We start from the raw sequence: 25,541 nt of genomic DNA, 5'->3' as shown, positions 1-25,541 counted from the left end.
GAGCAAAAATGGCGGAAAAGCTATGTTTTTAGCCTGCCAATGTTGGTGACCATGTCCGCTCGGGACGACGCCAGTCGATGCCTTCCAAAAGCATCGACACCTGCGCCGATGTCAGCGCCACTGTGCCGGTCGCGGTCACCGGCCAGACGAAACGCCCCCGGTCCATCCGCTTCGAAAACAGGCATAGTCCCTGACCGTCGAACCACAGCAATTTGATCAGGTCGCCGCGCCTGCCGCGGAACGCGAACAGCGCACCGGAATGTGGTTTCTCTCGGAGCATCTGCTGCACCAATACCGCCAGGCCATCGAAGCCCTTGCGCATGTCGGTGACGCCGCATGCCAGGAATATCCGCGTCGATGTCGGCTGCGGGATCATCGGGTCAGCACGCCGATCACGCGCGACAGCGCCTCGGCGTCGACCGTGCCGTCGACGGTCAGTCGTACACCCGAAGGCAGCTCTATGCCGATCTGCCCCGCGGTCCGGGCGTCCGCTGACGCCTCGACGGGCGGCGCCGGCAGCATCATGGGCGGCTCGCTGATTTGGACTTCGGCAAATGCGGTCTGAGGCCGGGCCGGCACTCCGCTCAGTGCACCCGACATCGCCTGGCGCCGCCAGGTGTAGATCGCGCCGCTGCCGACCTCGTGACGCTCGACCGCCGCCCGGACCGACCCATCCGGCCCAAACGCATCGCGCAGGATCGCCAGCTTCTCCTCGACCGTCCAGCGGCGCCGGCCCGACACCCGCCCGACAATCTCGATACGACCACTCATACGACCGGTCGTATGAGTGGTCGCTACATCTGCAGCTGGTTCGATAGTCTCGTCCGACATCACGGCCCCGTTCAAAGAGCCGCTATCAACCCGTCGAACGCTCCAACCGCAAGGCGGCCTTCAGACCGCGCTTACGCTCATACAACCGGTCGTACGACTACTCGTTACACCTGCGGCTGGTTCGATAGTCTCGTCTGGCATCGCCGCGCCTTTGAAGGGCTGCCATCAGCAGTTGTAAACTTCGCGTACAAGTCCAACTTTAAATGACACTTACAGGTCTCATCAGCGATCGACTGCGTTCAGGATGGCCTTTCCGTAGTTGGTCTTTTTAAACCGTTCGCCGGCCGCGCGCGCCTGATCAGCCGTGATGAACCCTTGGTAAAAAGCAATTTCTTCCAGGCACGCGACCTGAATACCCTGTCGCCGTTGAATGGTTCGTACGAACTCGGAAGCCTCAAGCAAGGAGTCATGTGTGCCAGTATCGAGCCAAGCGTAACCACGGCCCAGTTGCTCGACGAACAGGTCGCCGGCTTCCATGTACAGTCGGTTGAGATCGGTGATCTCAAGCTCGCCGCGTGCCGATGGCTTCAAGCTGCGAGCGAACTGAACGACGCGGTTGTCGTAGAAATACAAACCAGTGACTGCATGGTTAGACTTTGGTTTTTCAGGTTTTTCCTCAAGGCTGACGGCTTTGCCGCCTTCACCAAACTCCACCACGCCGTAGTGCTCAGGATCCTCAACGCGGTAGGAAAACACCGTCGCACCGCGCTCGCGCTCGACCGCGCTTGCCAGCAGATGAGTCAGATAGGCGCCGTAGAAAATGTTGTCGCCAAGGATCAGTGCGACATTGTCGTCGCCAATGAAGTCACCGCCGATCATGAACGCCTGAGCAAGACCTTCCGGTTTGTGCTGTTTTTCATAAGCAATAGTGAGGCCGAGCTCGGAGCCATCGCCGAACAACGCTTTGTAGTTACCAATATAGTCAGGACTAGAAATTATCATTATGTCGCGGATACCAGCGAGCATCAATACAGAAAGAGGATAATATATCATTGGTTTATCGTAGACCGGTAGCAACTGCTTGTTAACGACGAGCGTTGCCGGGTGAAGGCGTGTGCCCGACCCGCCTGCGAGAATAATGCCCTTCACGGCTGGGTCTCCTGGTCTAGTGCACCGATCAGTTCGTCGAGAATGGTGCCAAGTGCGATCTGCCACGCCTGCGGACGTATGCCATAGTCACGAGTGATAGCGTCATGACTCAGCAGCGAATTGGCCGGACGTCTCGCTATCGTCGGGTATTCGGCGGTGGCGATGCCTTGTACTTCGGCACTGACCCCACCGCGTGCGGCGCTCTGTGCGAATATCTCGCGGGCGAAGCCCGCCCAGGTGACCGCGCCGGCGTTGCTAAAGTGATAGGTACCAATCGGCGCGGCGGGATCCTGAACAAGACATATCGTGATTGTCGCCAACGCAGCTGCCAAGTCGGCTGCCGAGGTCGGGCTACCATACTGGTCGTCTACGACGCGCAAGGTGGCATTAGTCGCGCCCATACGTAGCATCGTCTTGATAAAGTTGTTGCCGTGCGCGCTGACCACCCAGGCGGTACGAACGATCGCATAGCGCGCGCCCGAAGTGCGAACCGCGAGTTCGCCGCCAAGCTTAGACGCGCCGTACACGTCCAGTGGCGCAACCGGATCCGTCACCTCCCACGGACCACCGCGCGTACCGTCGAAGACATAGTCGGTTGAGACCTGGACGATCGGGATGCCGGCTTTGGCACAGCCTTCCGCCAATGCTGCAGGGGCCATCGCGTTGACAGTCCAAGCGGTGACGATGTCACTTTCCGCCTTATCCACCGCCGTATAGGCGCCAGCTGAAATGACCGCTGCCCAAGGCTGCCCACCGTGACCTTGGGCGATCATCGCGCTGACTGCGGCTGTGTCACGTAGGTCGAGCTCGTCGATGTCGATTGCGGTGATCGTCAAGCCGTCGGGCCAGGCAAGGCGCTTCAGTTCGGTGCCGAGCTGGCCATTACCGCCAGTGACGAGGATGTGCCTCATACAGACAGCCCGCGGCGTTGGTCGGCCTTGTGCTCGGCAACGATCGCTTCCCACCAGCTCTGGTTGTCGAGATACCAGGCGACCGTCTTCTGGATGCCCGTTTCAAACGTCTCGGCGGGCTCCCACCCGAGCTCGTTCTTGATGCGGCTTGCGTCAATCGCATAGCGCTTGTCGTGACCGGGACGGTCCGCGACGTAGGTGATTTGCGTCGCATACGATTGGCCATCGGCGCGGGGGCGGAGGCGATCGAGGATCGCGCAGACGGTCTTCACGACCTCGATGTTCTGTTTTTCATTGTTCCCGCCGACATTGTAGGTCCGACCAGGCTCACCTTTTTCGAACACCGCCTGCAGCGCATGGACGTGATCATCAACGAATAGCCAGTCGCGGACCTGGTCGCCTTCGCCGTAGACCGGCAAGTCGGCGCCAGCGAGCGCCTTGACGATCATCAGCGGGATTAGCTTTTCGGGGAAGTGATACGGGCCATAGTTGTTCGAGCAGTTGGTGATCAGCACCGGCAGTCCGAAGGTGTGGCCCCAAGCAGAAACGAGATGGTCAGACCCTGCCTTCGATGCTGAGTAGGGTGAGCGCGGATCGTAGGGCGTCTCTTCGGTGAACAGCCCGGTATCGCCGAGCGAGCCGTAGACCTCGTCGGTCGAGATATGATGAAAGCGGAACGCCGCCATGGCCTCGTCATCAAGGCCAAGCCAATAGGCACGCGTTTCGCTCAGCATCGTAAAGGTGCCGACCACATTGGTCTGGACGAACGCGCCGGGCCCGTCGATTGAGCGGTCGACATGGCTTTCGGCTGCGAGATGCGTGACGATGTCGGGCTTGAACTCCGCGATCGCGGCCTTCACCGCCTCTGCATCGCAGATGTCGCCCTGAACGAAGCGGTAGCGGTTCGAGCTTGCTACGCGCCCGACCGTCGACAGCGTGCCGGCATAGGTCAGCTTGTCGAAGTTCAGGACCTCATGGTTGGTGTTCTCGATCAGGTGGCGAACGAGGGCCGAGCCGATGAAGCCGGCCCCGCCAGTGACGAAGATGCGCATGGGTCTGTCCTTCAGGCGAGCGGCGCCAGTGGGCGGCCATCATAGAGAAAGGGGCTGTCAAAGTTGGCGAGCAGCGGCTGCACCGCATCCTTGGCCGACAGTTCGGGCATGGTACCCGCAGGCATTGGCCAATCGATGCCGATTGTGGGATCATCCCAGCGGATGCCGCCATCACTCTCGGGCGCGTAGGTGTCCGAGCATTTGTACGAGACTTCGCAATTGTCCTCGAGTGTCGCGAAGCCGTGCGCGAAGCCGATCGGGATGAAGAGCTGGTGGCCGTTCTTCGCCGACAGCTCGGCTCCGACCCACTGGCCGTAGGTCGGCGACCCCTTACGGATGTCGACCGCGACATCGAAGATCGCGCCGCGTACGCACTGCACCAGCTTGTCTTGGCCGTGAGGCGGCGTCTGGAAATGCAGACCCCGGAGCGTGAAGGCTGACAGGGACAGCGAATGATTGTCCTGCACGAATGTGCAGGTGATCCCGAGTTTGGCGAAGGCAGGCATCGAATAGACCTCGGCGAACCAACCACGGGTATCGCCAAAACGCTTTGGGCGGACGAGTTGGACAAGGTTGGGCATAAGGATACGTATACTGAAGTGACGAGGGACCGAGAGGCGCATTATCTACTTATAAGGTAGCGTGTCGGCAAAATCCCAACAATGCAAGCGGAAGCAGTTCGGTAAGCAACACGAAAGGGTCGTTAACGGTACACAAATCAGCCAAGTGTAAATCAGGCATAATTTCTCCTAAATGTAATAAGGCGGCCTATGCCGAAGCTAAAACCCAATTAGAAGGTATGTAGATAAACAAATTGTATGGTTACTAATTACAATAGTATATTTTGCCAAGATCGCGATATGAATTACATCGTTATAAACGTGTAAGGGGGTGGCGAATAAAGCGAGGGGGGGGCTGGTAATTATTGCTGGTCGAAGAACCTATACAGATAGGGCGGCAGGCTGACATACGGAGCTGCAATCAGGTCGAACGCTAGGATCCAGGCCGGCATCGAACATGCTGTAATTTACGATCTACAAACTCGTAGGCTAAGTAGATTCTATTGCATGATTGCGGCCACGCTACGCGACACATATGCCTTGTAGCTTGCCTGAACCGGCGTTGCGCGGATATGCACCTGCCCATGATAAACCGATTAGATAGCTTGCTCAGCACTGTCGAAGGCATTGAGCAAGGCCGTATACGTACTCAAGATGGTTCCGGCCGAGAGACAACACAAGAAAATCTAGTTCTGTACCGCAGGGAGATAGATAAGATGATTGCTTCTGAAAAGATCAATAAATAGAGAAAGGTTATGTAGAAATTTATGGATACACAGTAAAAACTAAATAATAATTTCACGCATAGTAAAAATACGATAACTTTGAAAACGTAATAATACTAAGTTGGTCAAGCCTCGCTTTCATGTTCTTGATATACGAATTTTGTTGCTAAAAACTATTCTTGTTGCATATCATAAAATATACTGTGGACATGCGCATGCCCGCGGTTTTTGGCAGTGCGACACTGTGCGAGGACGATCTGCGCAACCGGCTCCAGGCGGATCTCGAGTATCTCGAGCATTGGTTTATCTGGCGCGACATCAAGATCATCGTCTTGACCTTCCGCGTTCTGCTGCACCGGAACGCCTTCTGACGTTCCGGTGAGCAAGCTGATCGTTCAGCCCGCCAGCAAGCCCTTCGCGAACTCACGAACCACCGGTCCGATGTCGTCGCGCGCCAATGCGATCGCTAGATTGGCCTGGATGTAACCAGCCTTGTCGCCGCAATCATAGCGCTGGCCGTCGAAGGTAAAGCCGTGGAACGGCTGGTTGCCGATCAACTGCGCCATTGCGTCCGTCAGCTGGATCTCGTCGCCCGCGCCCTTTTCCTGCGTCTCCAAAATCCGCATCACCTCCGGCTGGAGGATGTAGCGTCCGGGGATCATCAAATTCGACGGTGCGCTGCCACGCTTGGGCTTTTCAACGAGCGCGGTCACTTCGGTCAGCCGACCGTCGATCGCGCCTGGCGAGATGATGCCGTATTTGTCGGTTTCCGAATCGGGCACTTCGAGCGCGCCGATCACGTTGCCGCCGACCTGGTTATACGCCTCGACCATCTGTTTCATGAAGCCGGGCTTGCCGACCATCAGTTCGTCGGGGAGCAGGACCGCGAACGGCTCGTCGCCGACGATCTCTCGCGCGCACCAGACCGCGTGGCCCAAGCCGAGCGGCTCCTGCTGGCGGACATAGACCGGCGAGCCGGGCTTCATCCGGATATTGCTGATCGCGTCCAGCGACTTGCCGCGCGACCGCATCGTATCCTCGAGCTCGTACGAGATGTCGAAATGATCCTCGAGCGCGCCCTTGCCGCGCCCGGTCACGAAGATGATCTGCTCGATCCCGGCCTCGAGTGCTTCCTCGACCGCATATTGAATCAGCGGCTTGTCGACGACGGTGAGCATTTCCTTCGGCATGGCCTTGGTGGCCGGAAGGAAGCGCGTACCTAGTCCGGCGACCGGAAACACGGCCTTGCGCAGCGGCTTTATGATCATTCGATGCTCCTTGAAACTCACCGGATCGTTTATCGCCCGAAGCCATTGCGGTAACCTGCAAATATGTAATGATAAGTACGTCGCGGCGGACATCCTTCTCGTGCTCATCACACGCGCCCGTCGCGACATCGTATCACGCGTCGAGCCCGATGCCGTGTACGTAGTCGCATGTTCGATGCGAGCCTTCGACGCCGGCGATCAAAGGTTGGGTTCTGGCTGTATCTCAAGACTTAAACCGAGGATGCGCCTGTTGCTAGTCGTCCTCCAGCACGAGATCGGCCTTCTGGCGCGCGAAAATATCGACGTTATAGCCGAGTGCCAGCAGGAGGCTTCATGACCGCACGTAAGATCATTCCCGTTATTCTTTCAGGCGGTTCGGGCACGCGCCTCTGGCCCATGTCACGCCCCGAAATGCCCAAGCAGATGCTCGCGCTCACCGCCGACGAGACGATGCTGCAGCTCACCGCGGGCCGCGCGTTCGGCGATCGCTTCGCCGCCCCGATCGTGGTCGCGAACGCGCGTCACGCGGATCTCGTCGAGCAGCAACTTGCCGAGGTCGGCGCGACCGCGCAGGCGTTGATCCTGGAACCGATCGGCCGCAACACTGCACCTGCCATCGCGCTCGCAGCGATCGCCGCGGGTGGTGGCGGCGACGCGCTGCTGGTGATGCCGTCGGATCACGTTATCGGCGACGTTCCTGCGTTCCATGCCGCGATCGAAGCGGCGATGCCGCTCGTCACGCAAGGATGGCTCGTCACATTCGGGATCGCCCCGGACGCCCCCGAGACCGGCTATGGCTGGATCCAGATTGGCGACGAGCTGCAATCCGGCGTCAACCGCGTCGCGCGGTTCGTCGAAAAGCCCCCGCTCGATAAGGCGCAGTCTATGCTGGCAAGTGGCGATCATGCCTGGAACGGAGGCATCTTCCTATTCCTGGCCGACGCTTATCTCAACGCTCTCGCGCAGTTTGACCCAGGCATCCTGACCGCGACGCAGGAGGCGATGGACAAGGCGCGTACCAAGGGCTCACAGATTTACCCGGACGCGGTCGCCTTCGCCGCCTCGCCCGATGACTCAATAGATTACGCGGTGATGGAGAAGGCCGATCGGGTCGCAGTCGTGCCGGTCGCAATGGGTTGGAACGACGTCGGCAGCTGGGATGCGCTGCACGCGATCAGCGAAATCGATGCCGACGGCAACGCGCACCGCAGCCACGGCGACGGCAACGTGCTGGCGATCGATACCAAGACCTGTTTCGTTCGAAGCGACGGCGTGCGCGTCTCGTTGGTCGGCGTCGAGGATTTAATCGTGGTCGCCAGCGGTAACGACGTGCTGATCATGCCACGCGGTCGTAGCCAGGAAGTGAAAAAGCTGACCGAAGCGATGAAAAGGCACGGCTAAAACTAATACTGTTCGCTATCTACCGAGATAGAAAACCAACATTGCGATCAAAGCGAAGCGCTACTCATAGATTTGGTGCGCTAATTCAGCGATTTATGTCGTTCCAAGTGATTTTTTAAAACGGCGGTAAAGTGAGCATCACTGCCTAAAATCAAGATAGAATCTGCGTACGGGGAGATGCTCGATACAATAAGTTGTCAAATTAGCGGACGTGAGATGCCTTCCCCTTCTTCTGGGGGAGGGCATCTCTTTTAATGGAACAGTTAGTGCGCCACGTTAGCGCGGAACCACGCGTAAGTCTCCTTGACCCCCTCAGCAAGGGCAACGGAAGGCTTCCATCCCATACTAGTAAGCCGTCCCGAATCCATCAACTTGCGCATCGTACCGTCTGGCTTTGACGTGTCAAAGCTGATGCGGCCGGTAAAACCGGTGACGTCTGCAACCAGATGCGCGAGTTCGCTAATGGTGACGTCCTCGCCAAAGCCCACGTTGATATGGCTAAGCATCGGTTCGGTGTTCGCCTCGTACGCTTCCTTGTCCAGATCGAACACGAACAGTGAGGCCTCGGCCATGTCGTCGACATGCAGGAACTCGCGGTACGGGGTGCCGGTACCCCAGATCACGACTTCTTCAGCGCCGCTGGCGGCCGCTTCATGAAAACGGCGGATCAGGGCCGGCATCACATGGCTGTTTTCCGGGTGAAAATTGTCACCCGGTCCATAAAGGTTGGTAGGCATTACGCTGCGATAGTCGGTGCCGTACTGGCGATTATAGCTTTCGCACAGCTTGATCCCGGCGATCTTGGCAACCGCGTAGGGCTCGTTGGTCGGCTCAAGAACCCCCGTGAGCAGCGCGTCCTCGCGCATCGGCTGTTCGACCGCGCGGGGGTAGATGCATGATGACCCAAGGAACAGCAGGCGCTGCACGCCCGCGGCATACGCCTGATGAACGACGTTAGCCTCGATCATCAGGTTCTCGTAGATGAAGTCGGCCGGATAGGTGTTGTTGGCGTGAATGCCGCCAACCTTCGCAGCCGCCAGCACAACGCCGTCAGGCTTCTCGCTCGCAAAGAAAGCACGCACCGCCGCCTGGTCGGTCAGGTCGAGTTCGGCGTGCGTGCGCGTGATCACCTCGGCGCCGCGCTCGCGCAGTTTGCGCGAGATCGCTCCACCGACCATGCCTCGATGGCCAGCCACATAGATACGCATGGGATGCTGCTCCATCAGCCTTCGACCGAAACCGGAAGGTCGAAGCCATGTGCCTTAAGCAAGGCATGACGCTTGGCCGTGTGAAGGTCGGCTGCGACCATCTCCTGGCACATCTCCTGCACGCTGATCTCAGGCACCCAGCCGAGGCGGTCCTTAGCCCTGGTCGGATCGCCAAGCAGCGTTTCAACTTCGGCCGGACGGAAATAGCGCGGATCGATACGAACGAGGATATCGCCTGCCTTGACCGCCGGGGCATCGTCGCCCTCGACCTTGTCGACGATGCCGACCTCGTCGACGCCTTCGCCCTCGAACCGCAGCGTGATGCCGAGGTGCGCGGCTGACCAAGTGATGAACTCACGGACAGAGTACTGCACGCCGGTGGCGATGACGAAATCTTCCGCCTGCTCCTGCTGCAGCATCATCCACTGCATGCGGACATAGTCCTTGGCATGGCCCCAGTCGCGTAGGGAGTCGATATTGCCCATGAACAGGCCCGTCTCGAGGCCTTGCGCGATGTTGGCGAGGCCGCGGGTGATCTTGCGGGTGACGAACGTCTCACCGCGACGTGGGCTCTCGTGGTTAAATAGCACGCCATTGCAGGCATACATGCCGTAGGCCTCGCGGTAGTTGACCGTGATCCAGTACGCATAGAGCTTGGCGACCGCATAGGGCGAGCGCGGATAGAACGGCGTCGTCTCCTTTTGCGGGGTCTCCTGGACCAGACCGTAAAGTTCGGACGTCGAGGCCTGGTAGAAGCGCGTCGTCTTCTCCATCCCGAGGAAGCGGATCGCCTCGAGCAGACGGAGCGTGCCGAGGCCGTCGACGTCCGCGGTATATTCGGGCGCTTCGAAGCTGACCGCGACGTGGCTCTGCGCGCCAAGGTTGTACACCTCGTCGGGCTTCACCTCGCTCAGGATGCGCGTGAGGTTCGAGGTATCCGACAGATCGCCATAATGCAGCTTTAGGTTGGGCTGCGGCGAATGGGGATCCTGGTATATGTGATCGATGCGCTGCGTGTTCAAAAGTGAGGCACGGCGTTTGATGCCGTGAACCTCATAGCCCTTCTCAAGCAGGAACTCGGCTAGATAAGATCCATCCTGACCCGTTACGCCCGTGATAAGGGCTACCTTCTTACCGCTCAATGGTATAATCCTTTAATATGCATATTTTATAATATATGAAATGATCTTCATGAGAATTATAATATATCAAAAAGTTATAGTAAACTAATCCGGCAACATATCTTGATAAGCCGCAATTATTTAATGCGTATGCCTAGTAAGCATTACGATGAAGCAGGACGCGAAATGTCAAAACTATAATTTTTACATCGCGCCAGATCGACCAATTTTCTAGATATTCTAAATCTGAGTGCAGTCTATTCGCAAGATCTTCTTCTATCAATGTTGCGCCGCGATACCCACGAACCTGAGCAAGACCAGTAAGTCCCGGTTTCGCAGCATGCCTATGCCAATATCTGTCGTCTACTTCCCAAAATAACTTATCTGCCGCGCGTGATCCCAGTGCATGCGGTCTCGGACCGACAATACTCATATCGCCCACCAGCACGTTTAGAATCTGGGGTAGCTCATCGATACTGGTCTTGCGAATGAAGCGACCGATCCGGGTAACACGGTCGTCCTCGCGGTCAGTCGAGCGATGGCCTGCGCTATCGCTGCTATCCACGTACATACTGCGGAATTTCTTCATCCGGAACATCTGGTTGCTTCGACCAATTCGGGTCTGCGTAAAAAATATTGGCCCGACCGAGTCCCGCTTAATTAAAAAGGCGATCACCACAAAAAGTGGTAGAAGGATTAGCAACGCGCCACCGGCCAGCACGATGTCAAAAGCCCGTTTGACTGAACGATCGACTAGTCCCAGTGGGCCGTTAGCGATGATCAGTGTTGGAGTATCGCCATAACTCGCGATACCGAGCGGCGCGAGTGCGTCGAGCTCAGGTACGAATATCTCACCTTGGATATTGGCACCTTTTAAAGCATGGGCCCACGGAATGCGACGTTCAGGACTGCAGGCTACGATAACCCGGTCTGCGTGCGCAAGCGAGGTCGCCAGTCGATCGTACATGACCGGATCGTGGCTCTCCGGATCGAATGCTCCATCGGTCGCAAGGATGATCGAAAAAGCTCCGAGCGGAACGGGGCTCTCACCATCGCGCAACAGCACTACGCTAAACGGATTACCACCAATAATCCGTTCCAAGTGTCGGGCGAAAAAATAGCGGCTTAGCGAAAGGGACGCGATTGCAAAAAGTGATCCAATCGAAACAACCAGTCGAGGAAATGTGTCAGTCGTTTTGAGCGCGAACGCCGCGATGATAGCTGCGCACAATGCCAGAAGGAAAGCCTGCAGCCCTTTTGCTATCGCCCGGAAGGGATCCTGAACATTGGCCGCGGAATATCCATGCGCGTTGATCGCTGCAATTATATAGATTGGCAGCATGACAAGCAGGAAAAAAGCCCAGCTTGAAGAGCCCAGAAAACGGTCGCGCAGGGAGGCCACTAAACCGAAGCTTAGGACGATGCATCCGATGTCCAGCGTTAGCAGTCCTAGCACCATACGGATCCGTAAGGTGGTTGCGCGTGGGCGCCAAATTTTACGGATTTTATGTGCGCCTGTGACTGGTGTCGCTTGCGAGCGTCGGATACTCAACCCACCCACCTTCAAATCAATCAGCCTGCAGAACATTAGCGGGCCAAGGTTGTTGCCGCTCCGTTAGACCGAATCCAAGGCTATATGAAACAAATATTGTGCATAGTGGACGCTGAACGAGCGTTTAACGGACCAAACGGCCGTTACGGCGGGTGACCCGCTCCGGGCTCATGGGAGGTTCTAACTCCTCAACAGAGGGAGCTATGATGTTGTGGCCCCCTAGGCCTGACAGAGCTTCGTAGGTTCGCGCGATGAACTCGCGGGGTGATCGATAGCGCAAAGCGCGGTGCGGATGCACCTCGTGATAATGGGCGAACTAGCCAGGCAGTTGGTCGATGACACTCTGTGCATCTGGCCTGGGGTTCACACCGACATAATCGCGTTTCAGGGTGCGGACGAAGGCCTCAGCCATGCCATTTGATTGAGGACTGCTGACTGGGGTCGTGCACGGGATCACCCCGATGTCCCGGTCGAACGCACGTGTGTCGCGTGCGGTGTAGCAGCTGCTGTTGTCGGTAAGTCACTCGATCGGTTGGCGCACGCGGTTCACCCATCCGTAGCGATGCTCGACCGTGGCGAGCATCAAGTCCTGGACGTCCTCTGCGGTGATGCCGCCCGTCGTCGCCACGTGTCCCATCGCCTCGCGGTTGTAACAGTCGAGCGCGAATGCGACACGTACCTTCTCGCCTTTGTCACAGATGATCTCCAGCCCGTCGGAGCACCAGCGGGTGTTGCGGAGGTCGACGGCGACCCGGCCGTCGTGACGCCGTTCCTCGCGGTGTTCGCCGCCTCGCTGTAGGAGTAGCCCGTGCACCTTCATGACGCGGTAGACGCGTTTCGGATTGGGCGCTTCGCGCCCGGTCTTCTCGGCCTCCCGGCGCAGCAGAGCATGAACGCGGCGATAGCCATAGGTTGGCAGATCGGCGACGAGCGCGCGGATGTCGTGGACCAGCTCAGCATCCGGCAGTGGTGGTCGTCCGCGTGGCCGGGGCGCTGGGCGATGGCGCATTGCGGACAGGTGTGGGCGAGCAATGCCGACCGCCTCGGCGACCGCGCTCACCGTCCATCCCGTGGCAACGAGGTCGAGCGCAACAGCAGTTTTTTTTGGGCCTGCGGCCCGGGACACGGCCTCGCGGAGCAGCTCGTTCTCCATGGCCTTCTTGCCGAGCAGCCGGTGTAGTTCGCGCACCTGCGCCTCGAGCGCACGGTACTCGGACGCCGGCACCACTTCCTCGCCAGCTGCCGCGGCGGTCAGCGCACCCTGCGCCATCAGGCGCCGCCAGGTGAAGATCTGATTGCCGCCAATGCCGTGCCGGCGGGCGACGAGCGACACGCTCATCCCGGTAGATACGTCTCCTCGACGATCCGGACCTTTTCCTCCGGTGTCCACCGCCTCCGGCGCTGAACACCGGAGAGAACCTCGCCATCGTTGTAACGCCTGGTCGTACCGTCAGTCATATGCCTCACTCTTATCTAAGAGCGGGGCCCTGTCAGGTCATTTAGGGGCCACCTCACATGACGAGAAGAACGAGGTGCAGGACAGGCTCCGCCATCAACGCCATGCTCGGCTGATTAGCAGCAGGACGGCCATGTCAGCGTCGTCGTTGGCGCCCTAGAACAGCGCTGCGCAATCGCCTCCTGACCTTGGGAAAAGGTAAGTCCCAACCGCGGATTGATTGTCGCCGAATTGGCATTGTGCTATCGCGAGGCTTCTTTACCTACGCGGGCTGGCTGGAAATTTTATCCTGCCGCGTAGTGAAACATACTGCATTGATGCCACGTCATAGCACCGTTTGGTCAGGCGATGTGCATCCTCAATGAGGGAATTGCGTGCGAATACGATCCTTCAAGAGGGCGCTAGGCTCCGGTGGGGCACCACTGGCGATCCTTCTTATATTTCTCGCTTTGACAGCGTTGGGGGGGGGGTCGTCACGTGCCGGTGTCCCTTCTTTGCTGTTTCTAAGACCGGCAGCAATAATATGCGTCGTCGGTCTTTTGCTCTTCTCTCCACGGTTCGAACTTTCCCCGTTGAGGCCCCCCTTGCTTTTGCTAGGGGCGTTCGCTGGCATTATCGCGCTCCAACTGATACCGCTTCCGCCCGAAATTTGGCAGGCGCTGCCAGGTCATGCGCGATTTATTCAAGCTGCCGCTTTGGAAGGCGTAAAGCAGCCTTGGCGGCCAATTAGCCTGCAACCGGATTTGACCGAAAGCAGTTTATTGGCGTTAACGACGCCACTGGTCATATTACTCGGTTTTGCCGCGCTTCCGCGATCGCAGAGGCCTGCGCTCGTGACGACATTGGTGATTATCATCGCAGTGTCCGCATTCTGGGGCATTCTCCAAATTACGAGTGCGGGCAGTGGCGCCCGGCTTTATCGTTTAAGCAATGTCGGAGAGCCGCTCGGCCTGTTCGCAAACCGCAATCACCAAGCGGCGTTGCTCGCAGCCGGATTTCCCATTCTGCGGCTTTGGCTGTATCTCGGGCCCAAGATCGATGCAGTGGAGCCCAGTGATCGAACTATCGCCTATCTACGGATATTCATTACGATAGCGCTCAGTCTCATTTTGTTGCCAACAATCGTGCTTACGGGATCGAGAACAGGATTGCTGCTTGGGGTCATGGGGCTGGGTGGTGCGTTGCTCATTGCTCCGACGCGGTTGCCGATAGCGCGAGGGAGGAACCGGTGGGCAGTGCGCGCGGCGCTACTAATCGTTCCGATGATGCTGTTGGTTGCCATGATCCTGTTCGGGCGCGCCGTGGCTTTAGATAGGCTTTTTGCCTCAGATCTCGTTGGAGGTGAGCAGCGGGTTATTTTTGCGCCAATCACATTCGCGATTGCGCTGGCATTCCTGCCGTTTGGTAGCGGATTCGGAACATTTGATTCTGTTTTTCGAATCTATGAACCTGATAGTGTATTGAAACCTTCCTACTTCAACCACGCACATAATGACTTGGTCGAGTTGTTGCTGACCGGAGGCCTCCCAGCGGTGGCGTTGCTGCTCGGTTTGGCGCTGTGGATGCTAGCCAGAGTACGCAGCGTCTTTCGCCGACCAGAGCGCAGCCGCAAACCGGAACGAGCAGCCGCTCGAGCCGGCATGATTGTGATAGCAATCTTGTTCGTGGCGAGCATCACCGATTACCCCCTTCGAACCCCGCTGTTGGCAGGCGTTTTTGCGCTGATGATCTGCTGGATCGCGGCTGACCATTCCGACGATCGGATCCTCAAGAGCGCTGCTTCGAGAGAGGGGAGGCTTTACGACCATGAGCCTGTCGACTAACGCACGATATGGTCTCGCCTATGTTTGCGGTTCTAGGACATATTTTCATATGAAGTGGTGGATGGCCGGTGCGGCTATAGCTGTGCTTTCGGTAAGCGGATGTGCCAGCGAGAAATTGGTCGGTAGGCCGGATTTGGAAATCGTTCAGGGTGGGCAATTGCCTCCCCCTGCGTTGAAGGATCTGATCCTCGAACAGCGTGCGTATGTTATTGGTCCGTTCGACAAGGTCGAGGTGGACGTATATGGCGTGCCCGAGCTCAGTCGAACCGTTCAGGTGGACGCAAGCGGTACCATCGCGATCCCATTGGTAGGTACGCTTGATGCATCCGGCAAAACGACGAGTCAGCTCGCTGATGCGATCGCAAACAGGCTTCGAGGGAAATATATTCGATCGCCACAGGTTACCGTAAACGCTGACACAATCAGTCAGACGATTACGGTAGACGGGCAGGTTCAAAAGCCCGGCCTATACCCGGTGACGGGTCGAATGACCCTAATCCGAGCGGTCGCTCGTGCCGAAGGCACAACCGACTATGCAAATACCAGCTATGTGGTTGTTTTCCGCCGGGTAGGTGGGAAGGACATGGCCGCACTGTATGACCTGCGAGCGATCCGCCAAGGGATTTACCCAGATCCCGAGGTCTACGCCAATGACGTAGTATCGGTTGGCGAGTCCGGCGGACGTCGTGTGTTCCAGGCAGCAATTCAAGGTGGCGCCTTGCTGATTGCGCCACTTGTCGCGATATTGAACTAAGGCCCGAACCATGAACTCGCTCACTGCCCAGCGCGGCGATATCAACGACGATGATCTTCAGGTCTACTCCGAAGCTGATTCCAGCTTTGCTTCAGACGCCCCAGATGTGCCACTACTGACGCATATCCTCTCAGTGCTACGCCGTCGGAAGTGGCTAATTCTGGGCGTGGTTGGGGCTGCGCTTCTCGCAGGCTTGATATTTACGCTGTTGGCAACGCCCCTCTATACGGCGGTGTCTACGATCGAGATCCAGCGCGAAAGCACTGGAATTGTCGACGTTGCGGGTGCACGGCCTAAGAACGAAGTAGCTGATCAAGAGTTTTACGAAACTCAGTATGGGCTATTGGAATCGCGCGCACTTGCTGAACGTGTAGCGACAAATTTGCGCCTTTATGACGATGTTAAGTTCTTCGATAGCTATAAGTTGCCGCAGCGCACCACTTGGTTTCAAGGCGGCAGGGTCAACCCACGAGCATCCCGCCGTGAGGATCGAATTGAACTGGCCGGCGCGATTTTGCTAAAGAACTTTAAAATTAAGCCTGCGCGTCTTTCGCGGCTGGTCACGTTGTCCTTTACTAGCCCAGATCCAGTGTTGTCGCGACGTGTTGTTGACGCTTGGAGCGGCGCATTTGTCGAGCTGACGTTAGAGCGTCGGGTCGGTGCTACGGCTTATGTGCGGACCTTTCTTGAACGACAGCTCGCACAGCTCCGGAATCGGATATATGCGTCTGAGCAGCAGCTCGTCAGCTACGCTAGGCAAGAAAAAATCGTAAATCTTCCCGTTGCCGCGAATGCGGATGGTCAGTCCGGAAGCAGTGAGCGCGCCCTGGTTGTCGACGATTTGGCGACGATTAATCAAGAATATGCCCAAGCCCGTGGCGACCGGATCAAGGCACAAAGCCGTTTGGGGCAAGCAGGTGGCAGCGTAAGTGAGTCACTGACGAATGGTACGATCTCCGCGTTGCGCCAGCGTCGTGCTGAACTGGCCGCAAACTACGCGCGCATGATGGTGCAGTTCTCTCCGGGGTATCCCGCAGCGCAGCAAATCAAAACCGAAATGACGCAACTGGATCGTTCGATCTCAGCGGAGGAGGGGCGCGTCGGTAGCACATTGAATGAAACATATCGTGCGAGCGTCGAACGTGAGAACAGTTTGAAGCGTCAGGTAGATACCTTAACTCAGGCGTATCTAAATGTTCAGCAGCGCAGCATTCAGTATAACCTTCTTCAACGGGATGTTGACACCAATCGACAGCTCTATGCTGGTCTTCTGCAGCGCTATAAAGCGATCAGCGCGGACGGCGGTGTCGGCACCAACAACATCGCAGTGGTAGATAGCGCCGAGCTACCGGTTAAGCCCTCTAGCCCCCGATTGCTCATCAATCTTGCGATTGCCCTGATTGGCGGGCTTGGTTTAGGTGTCATCTCCGCCTTCTTGGTAGAGCAGATCAATCAGAATATTTCTGATGCAGCGGATATTGAATCGCTTATCGGAATTCCGACGCTGGGCGCGATCCCTAAGGTCATGGGGCAGGATCCACGGGAGGCATTGGCCGACCGCAAGTCCAGCATGTCTGAGGCCTATCTGTCGTTGCGGACTAATCTTTCTTTCTCCACAGACCATGGCATTCCGCGATCGATTTTGGTTACGAGTACTCGTCCTGCCGAAGGTAAGTCGACAACCAGCTATGCACTGGCAACTGTGATTGCTAGGTCAGGTAAGCGCGTCGTTTTGATTGACAGCGATATGCGGTCGCCGTCGCTGAATAACATGCTCAACGTGACCAATGAGTTTGGCTTGAGTAATTATCTCGCCGGAGACAAAGATCTCACTCGCATCATTCATCCGCTTGAGGCGGGTAACCTGTTCTTTATCGCTGCAGGTCCTCAGCCGCCAAGTGCAGCTGAACTTTTGGCAAGCGATAATGTCACACAGTTGATTGCGGATCTTTTGCTTCAGTTTGACCATGTAATATTCGATGCGCCGCCTGTAATGGGCCTTGCCGATGCGCCACTCCTTTCAAGCGAAGTAGAGGGTGTAGTATATGTGCTTGAAGCGAACGCAACTGACAGGCGCATGGTACGGGTAGCTATGAACCGTTTGCGGTCTACAAGGGCAAACGTGATTGGTGCCGTCTTGACCAAGTTTGAACCCAAAAGATCGCAATATGGCTATGGGTACGATTATGGCTACGGTTATGGTAATGCGTCCAGCAAGGGTTGAGATCGGTAGATCGTCAGGATGTCGCACATGCGGCGGATGAACATGCCAACTATGACCGGTACTGTACTGGTCGGACTCGCGGTCGCTTGGTGGTCGTTCGCAGTTACCGCGAAGCAGGTTTTAGATCCTGTACGGCCATCGATCGGATTGTTGGGCATGACGAGCAGTCAGGCGCAAGCAGGCGCGGCAAGTAATCTTGTTGCGTCTGTCACCGGTAAAGCGGAGCGGGAGAAGGCTCGTCGTTTGGCGGCGACTGCGCTGGATCGCGAACCCGGTAATGCAACCGCTGCTAGAGCGATGGCATTCGTCGCTGCTGCCGAAGGTCGACAAGCCTCGTTTAAAGCTTGGCTCAATTACGCTGAAAGTCTGTCGCGTCGTGACACGATTACACAGCTTGCGCTGCTCGAAATTACGGCCGCTGCAAGTGACATGGCGGGAACACTTCGCCATTATAATCGGACAATGTTGGTAAATGTCGGTTTGCGAGATACCTTGGTGCCTATCTTGGTATCGGCAACCAGTGACCCCGAGGCGGTCCGTGGGCTTGTACCGTTCTTGCAAAATCGACCTGCTTGGTGGCCTCAATTCGTAGGCGCCTTGAATGCCCGGAGTACAAGCCCCTCGACTATTCCCATTATACTCCAGTCGCTCAGGCTTGATACCACCAATCAATCGGAGGCGTCTGCGTTAGGAGACGGGCTTAGCCGGATGCTTAACCTTGGCGATCGCGAAGGAGCGTTCGCGTTTTACCGCAAAATCCGTAAAGCCCCAGTGAGCTTGCTCCGGGATGGAAGTTTTGAGCAGGGCAACTCATTTGGCCCGTTTGAGTGGGCGATTCACGAGGAGGGCAGTAGCGCAGCATCTCGGCAAGAGCGAGCCGATGGACGTGGTCTTGCGCTTTTCGTAGCTTCCGGCGATAGCGACACTACCGTTGCTGAACAGGTTTTGGTACTCAAACCCGGTGACTATTCGCTGAGTGCGTTGATTGTACCCGACGCTGAATCTTCACCACCAATGTCAATACGCGTCCGCTGTCAGGCAAGCGGAGCTGAACTGACCAAGCTTTCGTCAATGGCGCCTTCGTCGGGTAGGATAGAACATGCACGCTTCCATATTTCCGAACAGTGCCAGCTGGCGCGAATAATGATTAGCGTAGACGGTGCATCTGGAGGACAGGCAGCGGGTTGGATAGATGATATTGCCATTACTCGTCTCTGAAATGGTTGACGTGGGAAAATCCTTTATGCCGCATCTCGCCTACAGAAATGCCGTAATGCCATGGTCAGCGTGAAAGCCCTGAACCGGCTATCGCCACCGAAGCGCGACAGCTTCAACGTCGCTATCCGAAAGCCCGAATATGGTTACGTTCGCCTAACGGGTGTACTGATTATTCCGTTCACGTCGGCGGTAGTATTTCAATCGGTAGGTGTCCTGTTTCTACAGGACATAATCGCACCATTTGTCTTATTACTTCTTCTTGCGCAGCCTGGTGCGGTGCGCCAATTATCACCGCTGAAGATCTGCTTCGCATTGCTTTGTCTCTGGTTTTTTGGTCTAGCGATAAGCGATTGGTACAATGGTAGCGCGGTTGTCGATTTTGCTCGTGGTTGGTCTCGCCTGATTCTTCTTGGCGTCAATATCGCTATGATATGGCTGCTATGCAGGGGAAGCGCTAAACTCATCAGTTATTATACGATTTGTAGTGGCCTCGCTTCGGTACTTGGCGCCCTAACCTCGTCAGATCCGTACACTATGGGAGACCCGTGGAAGTTTGGTGCCGGAGCGGGGCTCATAACCGTAGCAGCCGGACTGACCGGCATTCCGTATTTCAGGGACGGGGTCAGAAAATACCTTCCTGAGATATTTGTTCTAGTACTGAGTGTAGTAAGCTTACTACTTAATTCACGTACAATGTTTGCGATTGGTGCGTTGTCCGCAGGTTATTCTTTGCTTGCACGGTGGATACTTCGTCATAGGCGTAGTATTAGCAAGCTTGGGTTTGCCGGAATATTCCTTTCAGGCGTCATTTTTGCTCAGGTTATTGTCAGCGCATATGAATATTCGGCGTCCGAAGGAATCCTTGGTGATACCGCACGGCAAAAATATTTAATGCAGACAAATAACGATGCCGGATTGTTATTGAGCGGGCGTTCTGAGTCGCTCGTATCTTTAGAAGCTATTGGTGATTCACCAATACTAGGGCACGGTTCATGGGCTAAAGACCCTTATTATACAATAGTTTATTACGTAAAACAGCGTCAGCTAGGGTTAGATGTTCCAGCTAATTGGAAAGATGTTGGGTTCGAGACCGATTATTTCATACAAAGCCATTCTCATTTGCTTGGATCGTGGGTTGAAGCGGGTATTTTGTCAGTCCCATTCTGGGGTTGGACACTAATACTTGCGTTCAGTTCGTTGTATGGCGTGGTAGCCCGACGTGACCAGCCAAACGTCATGATTATCACCATGGCTTTAATCTTGATCTGGGATGTTTTGTTTTCGCCGTTCAGCGCTCAGGCCCGCATTACCAAGGCTCTGCAGATTGTCGTCTTGGTGTTATCGCAGCAGATGGTAAGGGCTCGGACTTTAGAGCGGACGGCTAAGCTGTCGCATCAATTGGTGAGGCTTAGGGCGCGTCGCTGATTTGCGAGCTAATGCATTCGCTAACGCGGTACGACCGCGCTCGCATAGCCCCATTTTATCAAGTGGGGCCCGCGGGCGCTCAACGTCACGTTGGCTACAGATGAAGGAAGATACATGACCCATTCCTTGACAAGGCGTGAGTTGGCCTTTGCAGGTGGCGGCGTGGCGATGACGGGGCTTGCCGCGGCGGGTCTATCAGGCAAAACAGAGTCTGAGACTGGGACATCGGCGGTACGCAAGCCACTATTGCCGCACCAATCGACCGGTGAATCATTCGATAGCGTCAGTCTACGTCGCTACGATGGCGATTTTAAAGACAAGAGTCGTGCGTTTCATGATGCGTACGAGGAGATGCGTGAACGTAAGATTAGCGTCCTGATCGTGCCAACAACCACGAACTCCGGCGCCGATCATTGGGCTTGCCAGACGCCAATATGGGACCGGAAGAACGAATTGCCCGAGGGGGCTACCATAGCGGGTGAGGGCGCCGTTAGCGGCTTTGCAAAGGTCATTGGACCTCAAGTCGTCTATGAGGGTGATCGATCTATTATCGAGATGGATTACACAGCGGCCAAGGGGCGTGGGTATGCATTGCCACGTAACATTCGTGATGTAGCCTTCATGTGGACCGAACTTGACGCCTTCGGCTTCGTGTACGGCAACGATCCTCGCCGCTACGCTGCGTCGGACTCCGATTCCGTCAGCTATATCATGCACCTTAGGCTGACTGGTACGGGGAGCTTTGGGTACGTCGGTAGTAAAAAAGGTCCGCTGAATGGCGACGGTGTGGCGTTGGCTAAAGCGATGGGATTTTATTGTGGAAGCGGATGGTTTCCCGGGGGACCCTGTCGTCGAACATTCTGGCTACGGGGATGCGACGATGCGACAATACGTATGCGGCGGGGCGGCGGGGGGCGTTTCGTTATGCAAGAGGCCGCCAACACGTTCGGTTCCAACCTGCTTGTTGAAACGAACTGGGTTGGATTTGGTAATTCGGACTACCAGTCCGAGGAGGAATATGCCTTCTGGGATAGTGGCAACGGTTCGCGTTTTACATTTGGGCATGTCGAACTTACGTCGTCGGGGTCAGCTCAAAAGGCGCTGATTTACGTTAACGGCTCACAAAGTCGTTTCCTCGGCGGGACGCTAAATGGCGTACAGGGAAATAAAGGAGTTCCATTATTTCATGTCGGTCCTGGCGCACAGGACGTTATTATGGACGGTACGATTTGCTTAAACGATATGTCGTCGCAAGCCCCAACGTACTCTCCACCAGCCAATGGTTACGCTTTCGGAGATCCGGGGCGTAACGGTCGGGTTTTGATCCGGGGCGCCAACGTACACATGCGTCAGCTGGCGGCGGCCAATCCACGTGTCCTCTGTGCCGAGGATTGGCCCGACTCCGTCGAGGCTGTTCGGACACCATTACGGCGCTGGGATGCACCCTCCGTTATTACACCGCGCGGCCTTTTTTCGAAGGGTGCGGTTTATACTCCTCGCGGTATCGTGCCGCCGCAAAATGGCTTTGCAACGATCTTTCCTGAAGTCGTGGCCGACACCAGCGTGGCAGAGGGCTTTGTCTGGCGGCTTATTGCAGGCAAGAGCAACATGGTGTTCTCACTGGCGGCAGGCTCTACCTTCGGGATCGGTGACCACGTCCGCATCTTCTACCGTGTGCGCTCGCGCAGCACCAAAGGGTGGAACATGGTCGTTAAGATCAACGATCAGCTTCATGCCACGATCGGCCACGCCAACTCGGCGGGCGAATGGCGTATTGAGCAACTAGTCATCGATACCGCTGCCATGAAGCACGGCGATACGCTTGGTTTTTGGGCCATGGGGCAGGCTGACGCGGACGCGTTTATTGAATTTCTGGGATGGGAGAATCAAGGCTGATACAAGACAGAGGGCTCCGGCGCCGCTGTCCTGCATCGTTCATCAAAGTCGGTCGTAAAAAGCCGCGAGTGCTGTGCCGTATCCGCTCTGGTTATGGTGCTCGCCGACAAAGCGGGTGTTGGCCTCGCCAATCTCGATGAGCCGGTCTCGAACGCCCAGAGTGTGCTGAACCGCCATCCGGAGCGCACCCGCGTCGCCAGCCGGTACTATGCGACCATGGACCCCGTCCTGGACGACCGACCCGGAGTTCGGTGTGGTGATCACGTACAAACCCGCTGCCAGTGATTCAAAGATCACACGTGCCGAGCCTTCAGCGTAGCTGGGGAACAGCACGACCTCATGCGCAGACATGATCCGCGGCAGTTCGGATCGCTCCGGATTGATCATCGTTACGCGAGGATCAGCAAGGAATGTGGCAAACCGCTCCCGGCATTCGGCATCGATGTCTCGCGATATCGTCAAGGTCCAGTCGATATCGTCAAGCGCTGCCAGCGCCGCAACGAGCGTAGGCGCGCCCTTGCGAATGCTAAAAGCGGGCGCAAGCAGCCTGAGAGGCCCGGTTGGTTGACCGCTTCTTGGCGGGATCGAATGGGCAAAAGCATCGTCGATGCCTTGATAGATCACCGAGACTCTGTCGGGCTCATAGCGCAGCCTGAGAAAGGTTTCGCGAACAAAATCGGAATTGACCAAGATATGATCAGCACCGTCAATGTCGCTGCGAATGTGCGCCTCGATCGGGGTCAGCGGCGCCGTGATATCGGCAGTATCGAGATTGCCCTCAACCGCCGGCAAGCTTTCGACGAACAGTGGATGTACGATAGAGTGATCACAGACCAAAGTCATGCCGAGCTGACGCGCCGTTTTGAGCGATGCCCCGCCAAATCCTGCACGGTAATGATATATGCGTGCACCACGACGGTGAGCATCTGCGAGCAGACGGCTCGCAGATTTCCCATAGGCCTGCATTCCGCGAACGATCAGCGCTTGCTCGCGCGCGCGAAACAGCCTGCCTAGCGCGTAGAACGCTTCTCCAGCCCAAAGGGATTTTACCATCGGGTCGTCGATCGCTTCAATGCGAGCGAGCAGGCGATGTCCCTTCGACGTTTTATCGAGCCGCGCAACGCGAAGCATCCGGCGTACTAGAGGTACCGGATAGGGGCCCGTAATCAACAACGTCAACCGGCCCAGAGCCGCCAACTGGGCCGCAGCGGTTGCCAGATGAAACCGACTGAAGCCGTTTGACATCACGACCATTATGCAAACGGCTCCTGTGCCGCTGCACCATGAGGGCTCACGACTTTAGCCATGGAGCTCCAGCCTCCCATGCCTTTTCCAACGTCTGCTTGTCCCGTAGCGTATCACAGGGTTGCCAGAACCCATGATGGCGATAGGCCGACAGCTGGCCGTCGGCAGCAAGACGCTCCATCGGCGTCTTTTCCCAGACGCACTCCGGATCCTCGGTGGTATAGTCGAGAGCCTCAGGCTGCAGTACGAAGAAACCGCCGTTGATCCAGCCCACTTCGTCTTGCGGCTTTTCGGTGAAGGACTGAACGCTTTCCCCTGCCGCATCAAGATTGAGCACCCCGAAGCGACCCGGCGGACGTACCGCCGTCACTGTTGCCAAGCGCTTTTCACGATGATGGTGGGCAATGGCGGCACCGATATCCACGTCGGCCAAACCATCGCCATAGGTCATGCAGAAGGTTTCACCTTCAATAAATTTGCGAATGCGGCGCAAACGTCCACCAGTCATCGTATGAAGCCCGGTGTCCGCCAGCGTCACGGTCCAGGGTTCAACCTGATGCTCGTGAACTTCGCAGGTGTCCGCCGCCAAATCGACCGTTATGGTCGCATTCAACTGATGGTAGTTTACGAAATAATCTTTGATGATGTCGCCGCGATACCCCAGGCAAACGACAAATTCGTTAATGCCATGGCTACTGTACATCTTCATGATGTGCCAAAGCAGAGGCTTGCCTCCGACCTCGATCATTGGCTTTGGCTTCAACATGGTTTCTTCGGCCAGTCGCGTACCGAAGCCGCCTGCCAAGATGACTGCTTTCAACGATCGTCCCCTATCAAAAAACGAGAAAATTAATCACATCGACGCCTTGGTAAGATACCGACGGACCGCGTGATGCAGACCTGTAGCGAGATCGTAGGCGGGCTGCCATCGCGTATAGCGGCGGAACAGTGCCGCGTTCGCCACCAGCATGTCGACCTCCTTGCCGCGGCGCGGGATGCGGCCGAAATCCAGCAGTGTGCGTGAGACAGACATTTGGTCGGCGACCGTTTCAGCGAAGGCGCGCACTGTAGCGCCATTTCCTGAACCAAGGTTGTACACGCCGCTGGGAAGTGCGCCGTTACCGAGAGTGTCGAGGGCATCAACGACGGCGCTCGCAATGTCCGCCTCGTACAGCCAGTCGCGTGTTTGAAGACCATCGCTGAGCGGTACGGCTTCGGATTGCGACAATCGCATGATGAGATTGGGAAGCAGGCGATGCGCTGCCTCATGCTCGCCATAAGCACCGAACAGTCGCAGGTGCGCAAATGTACACCCAGTCTCACCTGCGACCTGAAGCGCTGCCAGGCCGCTCGCAGCCTTCGACATGCCATAGGCATGACTGGTGCCCAGTTCGCCAGTTTCATCGATCGGGCCGGTGGAACAGCCGGCATATTCGGCACCCGATCCAATGTTGACGAAGCGCCGGACGTGCCCCGCGCCGGCCATGATCAAGGTCACCGGCAACGCGACGTTGGTTTCGTATAGCGCACCAATCGCGCTGGAATCTGGTCGGACGCCGGCTGCCGCAAGGTTGATGATGCCGGTAACGGCTTCGCGAACCATCACATCACGCAGGGCCTCGAAAGACCAGGGCGCCGGAAGAACACAGAGTGTCGTGCCCGGCGCTGCTGTGAACGGACGCCGTACCAGGAGCACCGGGCTATGACCGGCAGTTTTCAGGCTGGCGATGATAGCTGGCGCGAGCTGCCCGTTCGCACCAGTGACGAGTATACGTGCCATGA

20 protein-coding genes and 2 pseudogenes are annotated in these 25,541 nt (G+C 56.8%); 8 read left to right on the top strand and 14 right to left on the bottom strand.

The annotated features are described in order from the left end of the window. Window positions 1-28: 28 nt before the first annotated feature. The 6 genes from tnpB to rfbC all read right to left on the bottom strand — a co-directional run bounded on the left by tnpB (window position 29) and on the right by rfbC (window position 4,464). Window positions 29-376 (bottom strand): IS66 family insertion sequence element accessory protein TnpB, encoded by a 348-nt coding sequence (gene tnpB, locus C8J42_RS17575; protein WP_133021127.1) that lies wholly within the window; start codon window positions 374-376, stop codon window positions 29-31. Then, window positions 373-771: a transposase gene (locus C8J42_RS17570; protein ID WP_107952736.1), complete on the bottom strand. Its 399-nt coding sequence runs from the start codon at window positions 769-771 to the stop codon at window positions 373-375. Before C8J42_RS17570 ends, tnpB begins: the two co-directional genes overlap by 4 nt. A 282-nt stretch (window positions 772-1,053) precedes the next feature. After that, window positions 1,054-1,920, bottom strand: coding sequence for a glucose-1-phosphate thymidylyltransferase RfbA (rfbA, locus tag C8J42_RS17565; protein ID WP_133021126.1), 867 nt, complete (start codon window positions 1,918-1,920; stop codon window positions 1,054-1,056). After that, on the bottom strand, window positions 1,917-2,831 hold the full coding sequence (gene rfbD, locus C8J42_RS17560; protein ID WP_133021125.1) for a dTDP-4-dehydrorhamnose reductase: 915 nt from the start codon (window positions 2,829-2,831) through the stop codon (window positions 1,917-1,919). The genes rfbA and rfbD overlap by 4 nt, the downstream gene beginning before the upstream one ends. Further along, on the bottom strand, window positions 2,828-3,883 hold the full coding sequence (rfbB, locus tag C8J42_RS17555) for a dTDP-glucose 4,6-dehydratase (protein WP_133021124.1): 1,056 nt from the start codon (window positions 3,881-3,883) through the stop codon (window positions 2,828-2,830). The genes rfbD and rfbB overlap by 4 nt, the downstream gene beginning before the upstream one ends. 11 nt (window positions 3,884-3,894) lie before the next feature. Beyond that, a complete protein-coding gene (rfbC, locus tag C8J42_RS17550) occupies window positions 3,895-4,464 on the bottom strand; it encodes a dTDP-4-dehydrorhamnose 3,5-epimerase (RefSeq protein WP_133021123.1) in 570 nt (189 codons plus the stop codon). 940 nt (window positions 4,465-5,404) lie between these two features. On the opposite strand from rfbC, the pseudogene C8J42_RS17545 reads away from it, so the two are divergent. After that, window positions 5,405-5,539, top strand: a pseudogene (locus tag C8J42_RS17545) (sugar transferase); the annotation flags it as partial. Between the two features lie 24 nt (window positions 5,540-5,563). On the opposite strand, the gene galU reads toward C8J42_RS17545, so the two are convergent. Further along, entirely contained in the window at window positions 5,564-6,436 is an 873-nt protein-coding gene (galU, locus tag C8J42_RS17540; protein WP_133021121.1) for a UTP--glucose-1-phosphate uridylyltransferase GalU, read from the bottom strand. Between the two features lie 333 nt (window positions 6,437-6,769). On the opposite strand from galU, the gene C8J42_RS17535 reads away from it, so the two are divergent. Further along, the gene (locus C8J42_RS17535) at window positions 6,770-7,837 is read left to right on the top strand and encodes a mannose-1-phosphate guanylyltransferase/mannose-6-phosphate isomerase (RefSeq protein ID WP_133021120.1); all 1,068 of its coding nucleotides are present in this window, start codon (window positions 6,770-6,772) and stop codon (window positions 7,835-7,837) included. Between the two features lie 263 nt (window positions 7,838-8,100). On the opposite strand, the gene C8J42_RS17530 is transcribed toward C8J42_RS17535, so the two are convergent. From C8J42_RS17530 to C8J42_RS17515, 4 genes and pseudogenes are all read right to left on the bottom strand, one after another. Continuing rightward, window positions 8,101-9,045: a GDP-L-fucose synthase gene (locus C8J42_RS17530; RefSeq protein WP_133021119.1), complete on the bottom strand. Its 945-nt coding sequence runs from the start codon at window positions 9,043-9,045 to the stop codon at window positions 8,101-8,103. Between the two features lie 14 nt (window positions 9,046-9,059). Then, on the bottom strand, window positions 9,060-10,187 hold the full coding sequence (gmd, locus tag C8J42_RS17525) for a GDP-mannose 4,6-dehydratase (protein ID WP_133021118.1): 1,128 nt from the start codon (window positions 10,185-10,187) through the stop codon (window positions 9,060-9,062). Between the two features lie 133 nt (window positions 10,188-10,320). Next, complete coding sequence (locus tag C8J42_RS20215) at window positions 10,321-11,568, bottom strand: sugar transferase (RefSeq protein ID WP_243644572.1); 1,248 nt, start codon at window positions 11,566-11,568, stop codon at window positions 10,321-10,323. Between the two features lie 397 nt (window positions 11,569-11,965). Further along, a pseudogene (locus C8J42_RS17515) lies at window positions 11,966-13,176 on the bottom strand (IS3 family transposase); the annotation flags it as partial. A 582-nt stretch (window positions 13,177-13,758) separates the two neighbouring features. Here C8J42_RS17515 and C8J42_RS17510 point away from each other — a divergent pair. From C8J42_RS17510 to C8J42_RS17485, 6 genes are all read left to right on the top strand, one after another. Next, window positions 13,759-14,997 (top strand): O-antigen ligase family protein, encoded by a 1,239-nt coding sequence (locus C8J42_RS17510; RefSeq protein WP_165895543.1) that lies wholly within the window; start codon window positions 13,759-13,761, stop codon window positions 14,995-14,997. A gap of 49 nt (window positions 14,998-15,046) precedes the next feature. Next, complete coding sequence (locus tag C8J42_RS17505) at window positions 15,047-15,751, top strand: polysaccharide biosynthesis/export family protein (RefSeq protein ID WP_243644571.1); 705 nt, start codon at window positions 15,047-15,049, stop codon at window positions 15,749-15,751. Window positions 15,752-15,761: 10 nt separating this feature from the next. Further along, window positions 15,762-17,975 (top strand): polysaccharide biosynthesis tyrosine autokinase, encoded by a 2,214-nt coding sequence (locus C8J42_RS17500; protein WP_133021115.1) that lies wholly within the window; start codon window positions 15,762-15,764, stop codon window positions 17,973-17,975. A gap of 27 nt (window positions 17,976-18,002) precedes the next feature. Beyond that, the gene (locus C8J42_RS17495; protein WP_133021114.1) at window positions 18,003-19,193 is read left to right on the top strand and encodes a hypothetical protein; all 1,191 of its coding nucleotides are present in this window, start codon (window positions 18,003-18,005) and stop codon (window positions 19,191-19,193) included. 60 nt (window positions 19,194-19,253) lie between these two features. After that, window positions 19,254-20,618 carry a hypothetical protein gene (locus C8J42_RS17490; RefSeq protein WP_165895542.1) on the top strand — a complete coding sequence of 455 codons (1,365 nt, stop codon included), beginning with the start codon at window positions 19,254-19,256 and terminating at the stop codon, window positions 20,616-20,618. A 114-nt stretch (window positions 20,619-20,732) separates the two neighbouring features. Continuing rightward, window positions 20,733-22,514, top strand: coding sequence for a hypothetical protein (locus C8J42_RS17485; protein ID WP_133021112.1), 1,782 nt, complete (start codon window positions 20,733-20,735; stop codon window positions 22,512-22,514). Window positions 22,515-22,556: 42 nt separating this feature from the next. Here the strand turns inward: C8J42_RS17485 and C8J42_RS17480 are convergent, their stop codons facing one another. Genes C8J42_RS17480 through C8J42_RS17470 form a run of 3 tightly spaced genes read right to left on the bottom strand, consistent with a single transcriptional unit; the run spans window position 22,557 to window position 25,539 of the window. Next, a complete protein-coding gene (locus tag C8J42_RS17480; RefSeq protein WP_133021111.1) occupies window positions 22,557-23,768 on the bottom strand; it encodes a glycosyltransferase family 4 protein in 1,212 nt (403 codons plus the stop codon). Between the two features lie 37 nt (window positions 23,769-23,805). Further along, window positions 23,806-24,579 carry a glucose-1-phosphate cytidylyltransferase gene (gene rfbF / locus C8J42_RS17475; protein ID WP_133021110.1) on the bottom strand — a complete coding sequence of 258 codons (774 nt, stop codon included), beginning with the start codon at window positions 24,577-24,579 and terminating at the stop codon, window positions 23,806-23,808. Window positions 24,580-24,612: 33 nt separating this feature from the next. Further along, the gene (locus tag C8J42_RS17470; RefSeq protein ID WP_133021109.1) at window positions 24,613-25,539 is read right to left on the bottom strand and encodes an NAD(P)-dependent oxidoreductase; all 927 of its coding nucleotides are present in this window, start codon (window positions 25,537-25,539) and stop codon (window positions 24,613-24,615) included. Window positions 25,540-25,541 lie beyond the last annotated feature (2 nt).

The organism is Sphingomonas sp. PP-CE-1A-559 (assembly GCF_004340965.1).
GTDB lineage: Bacteria > Pseudomonadota > Alphaproteobacteria > Sphingomonadales > Sphingomonadaceae > Sphingomonas.
This window is presented reverse-complemented; position numbering and strand designations above follow the sequence as displayed.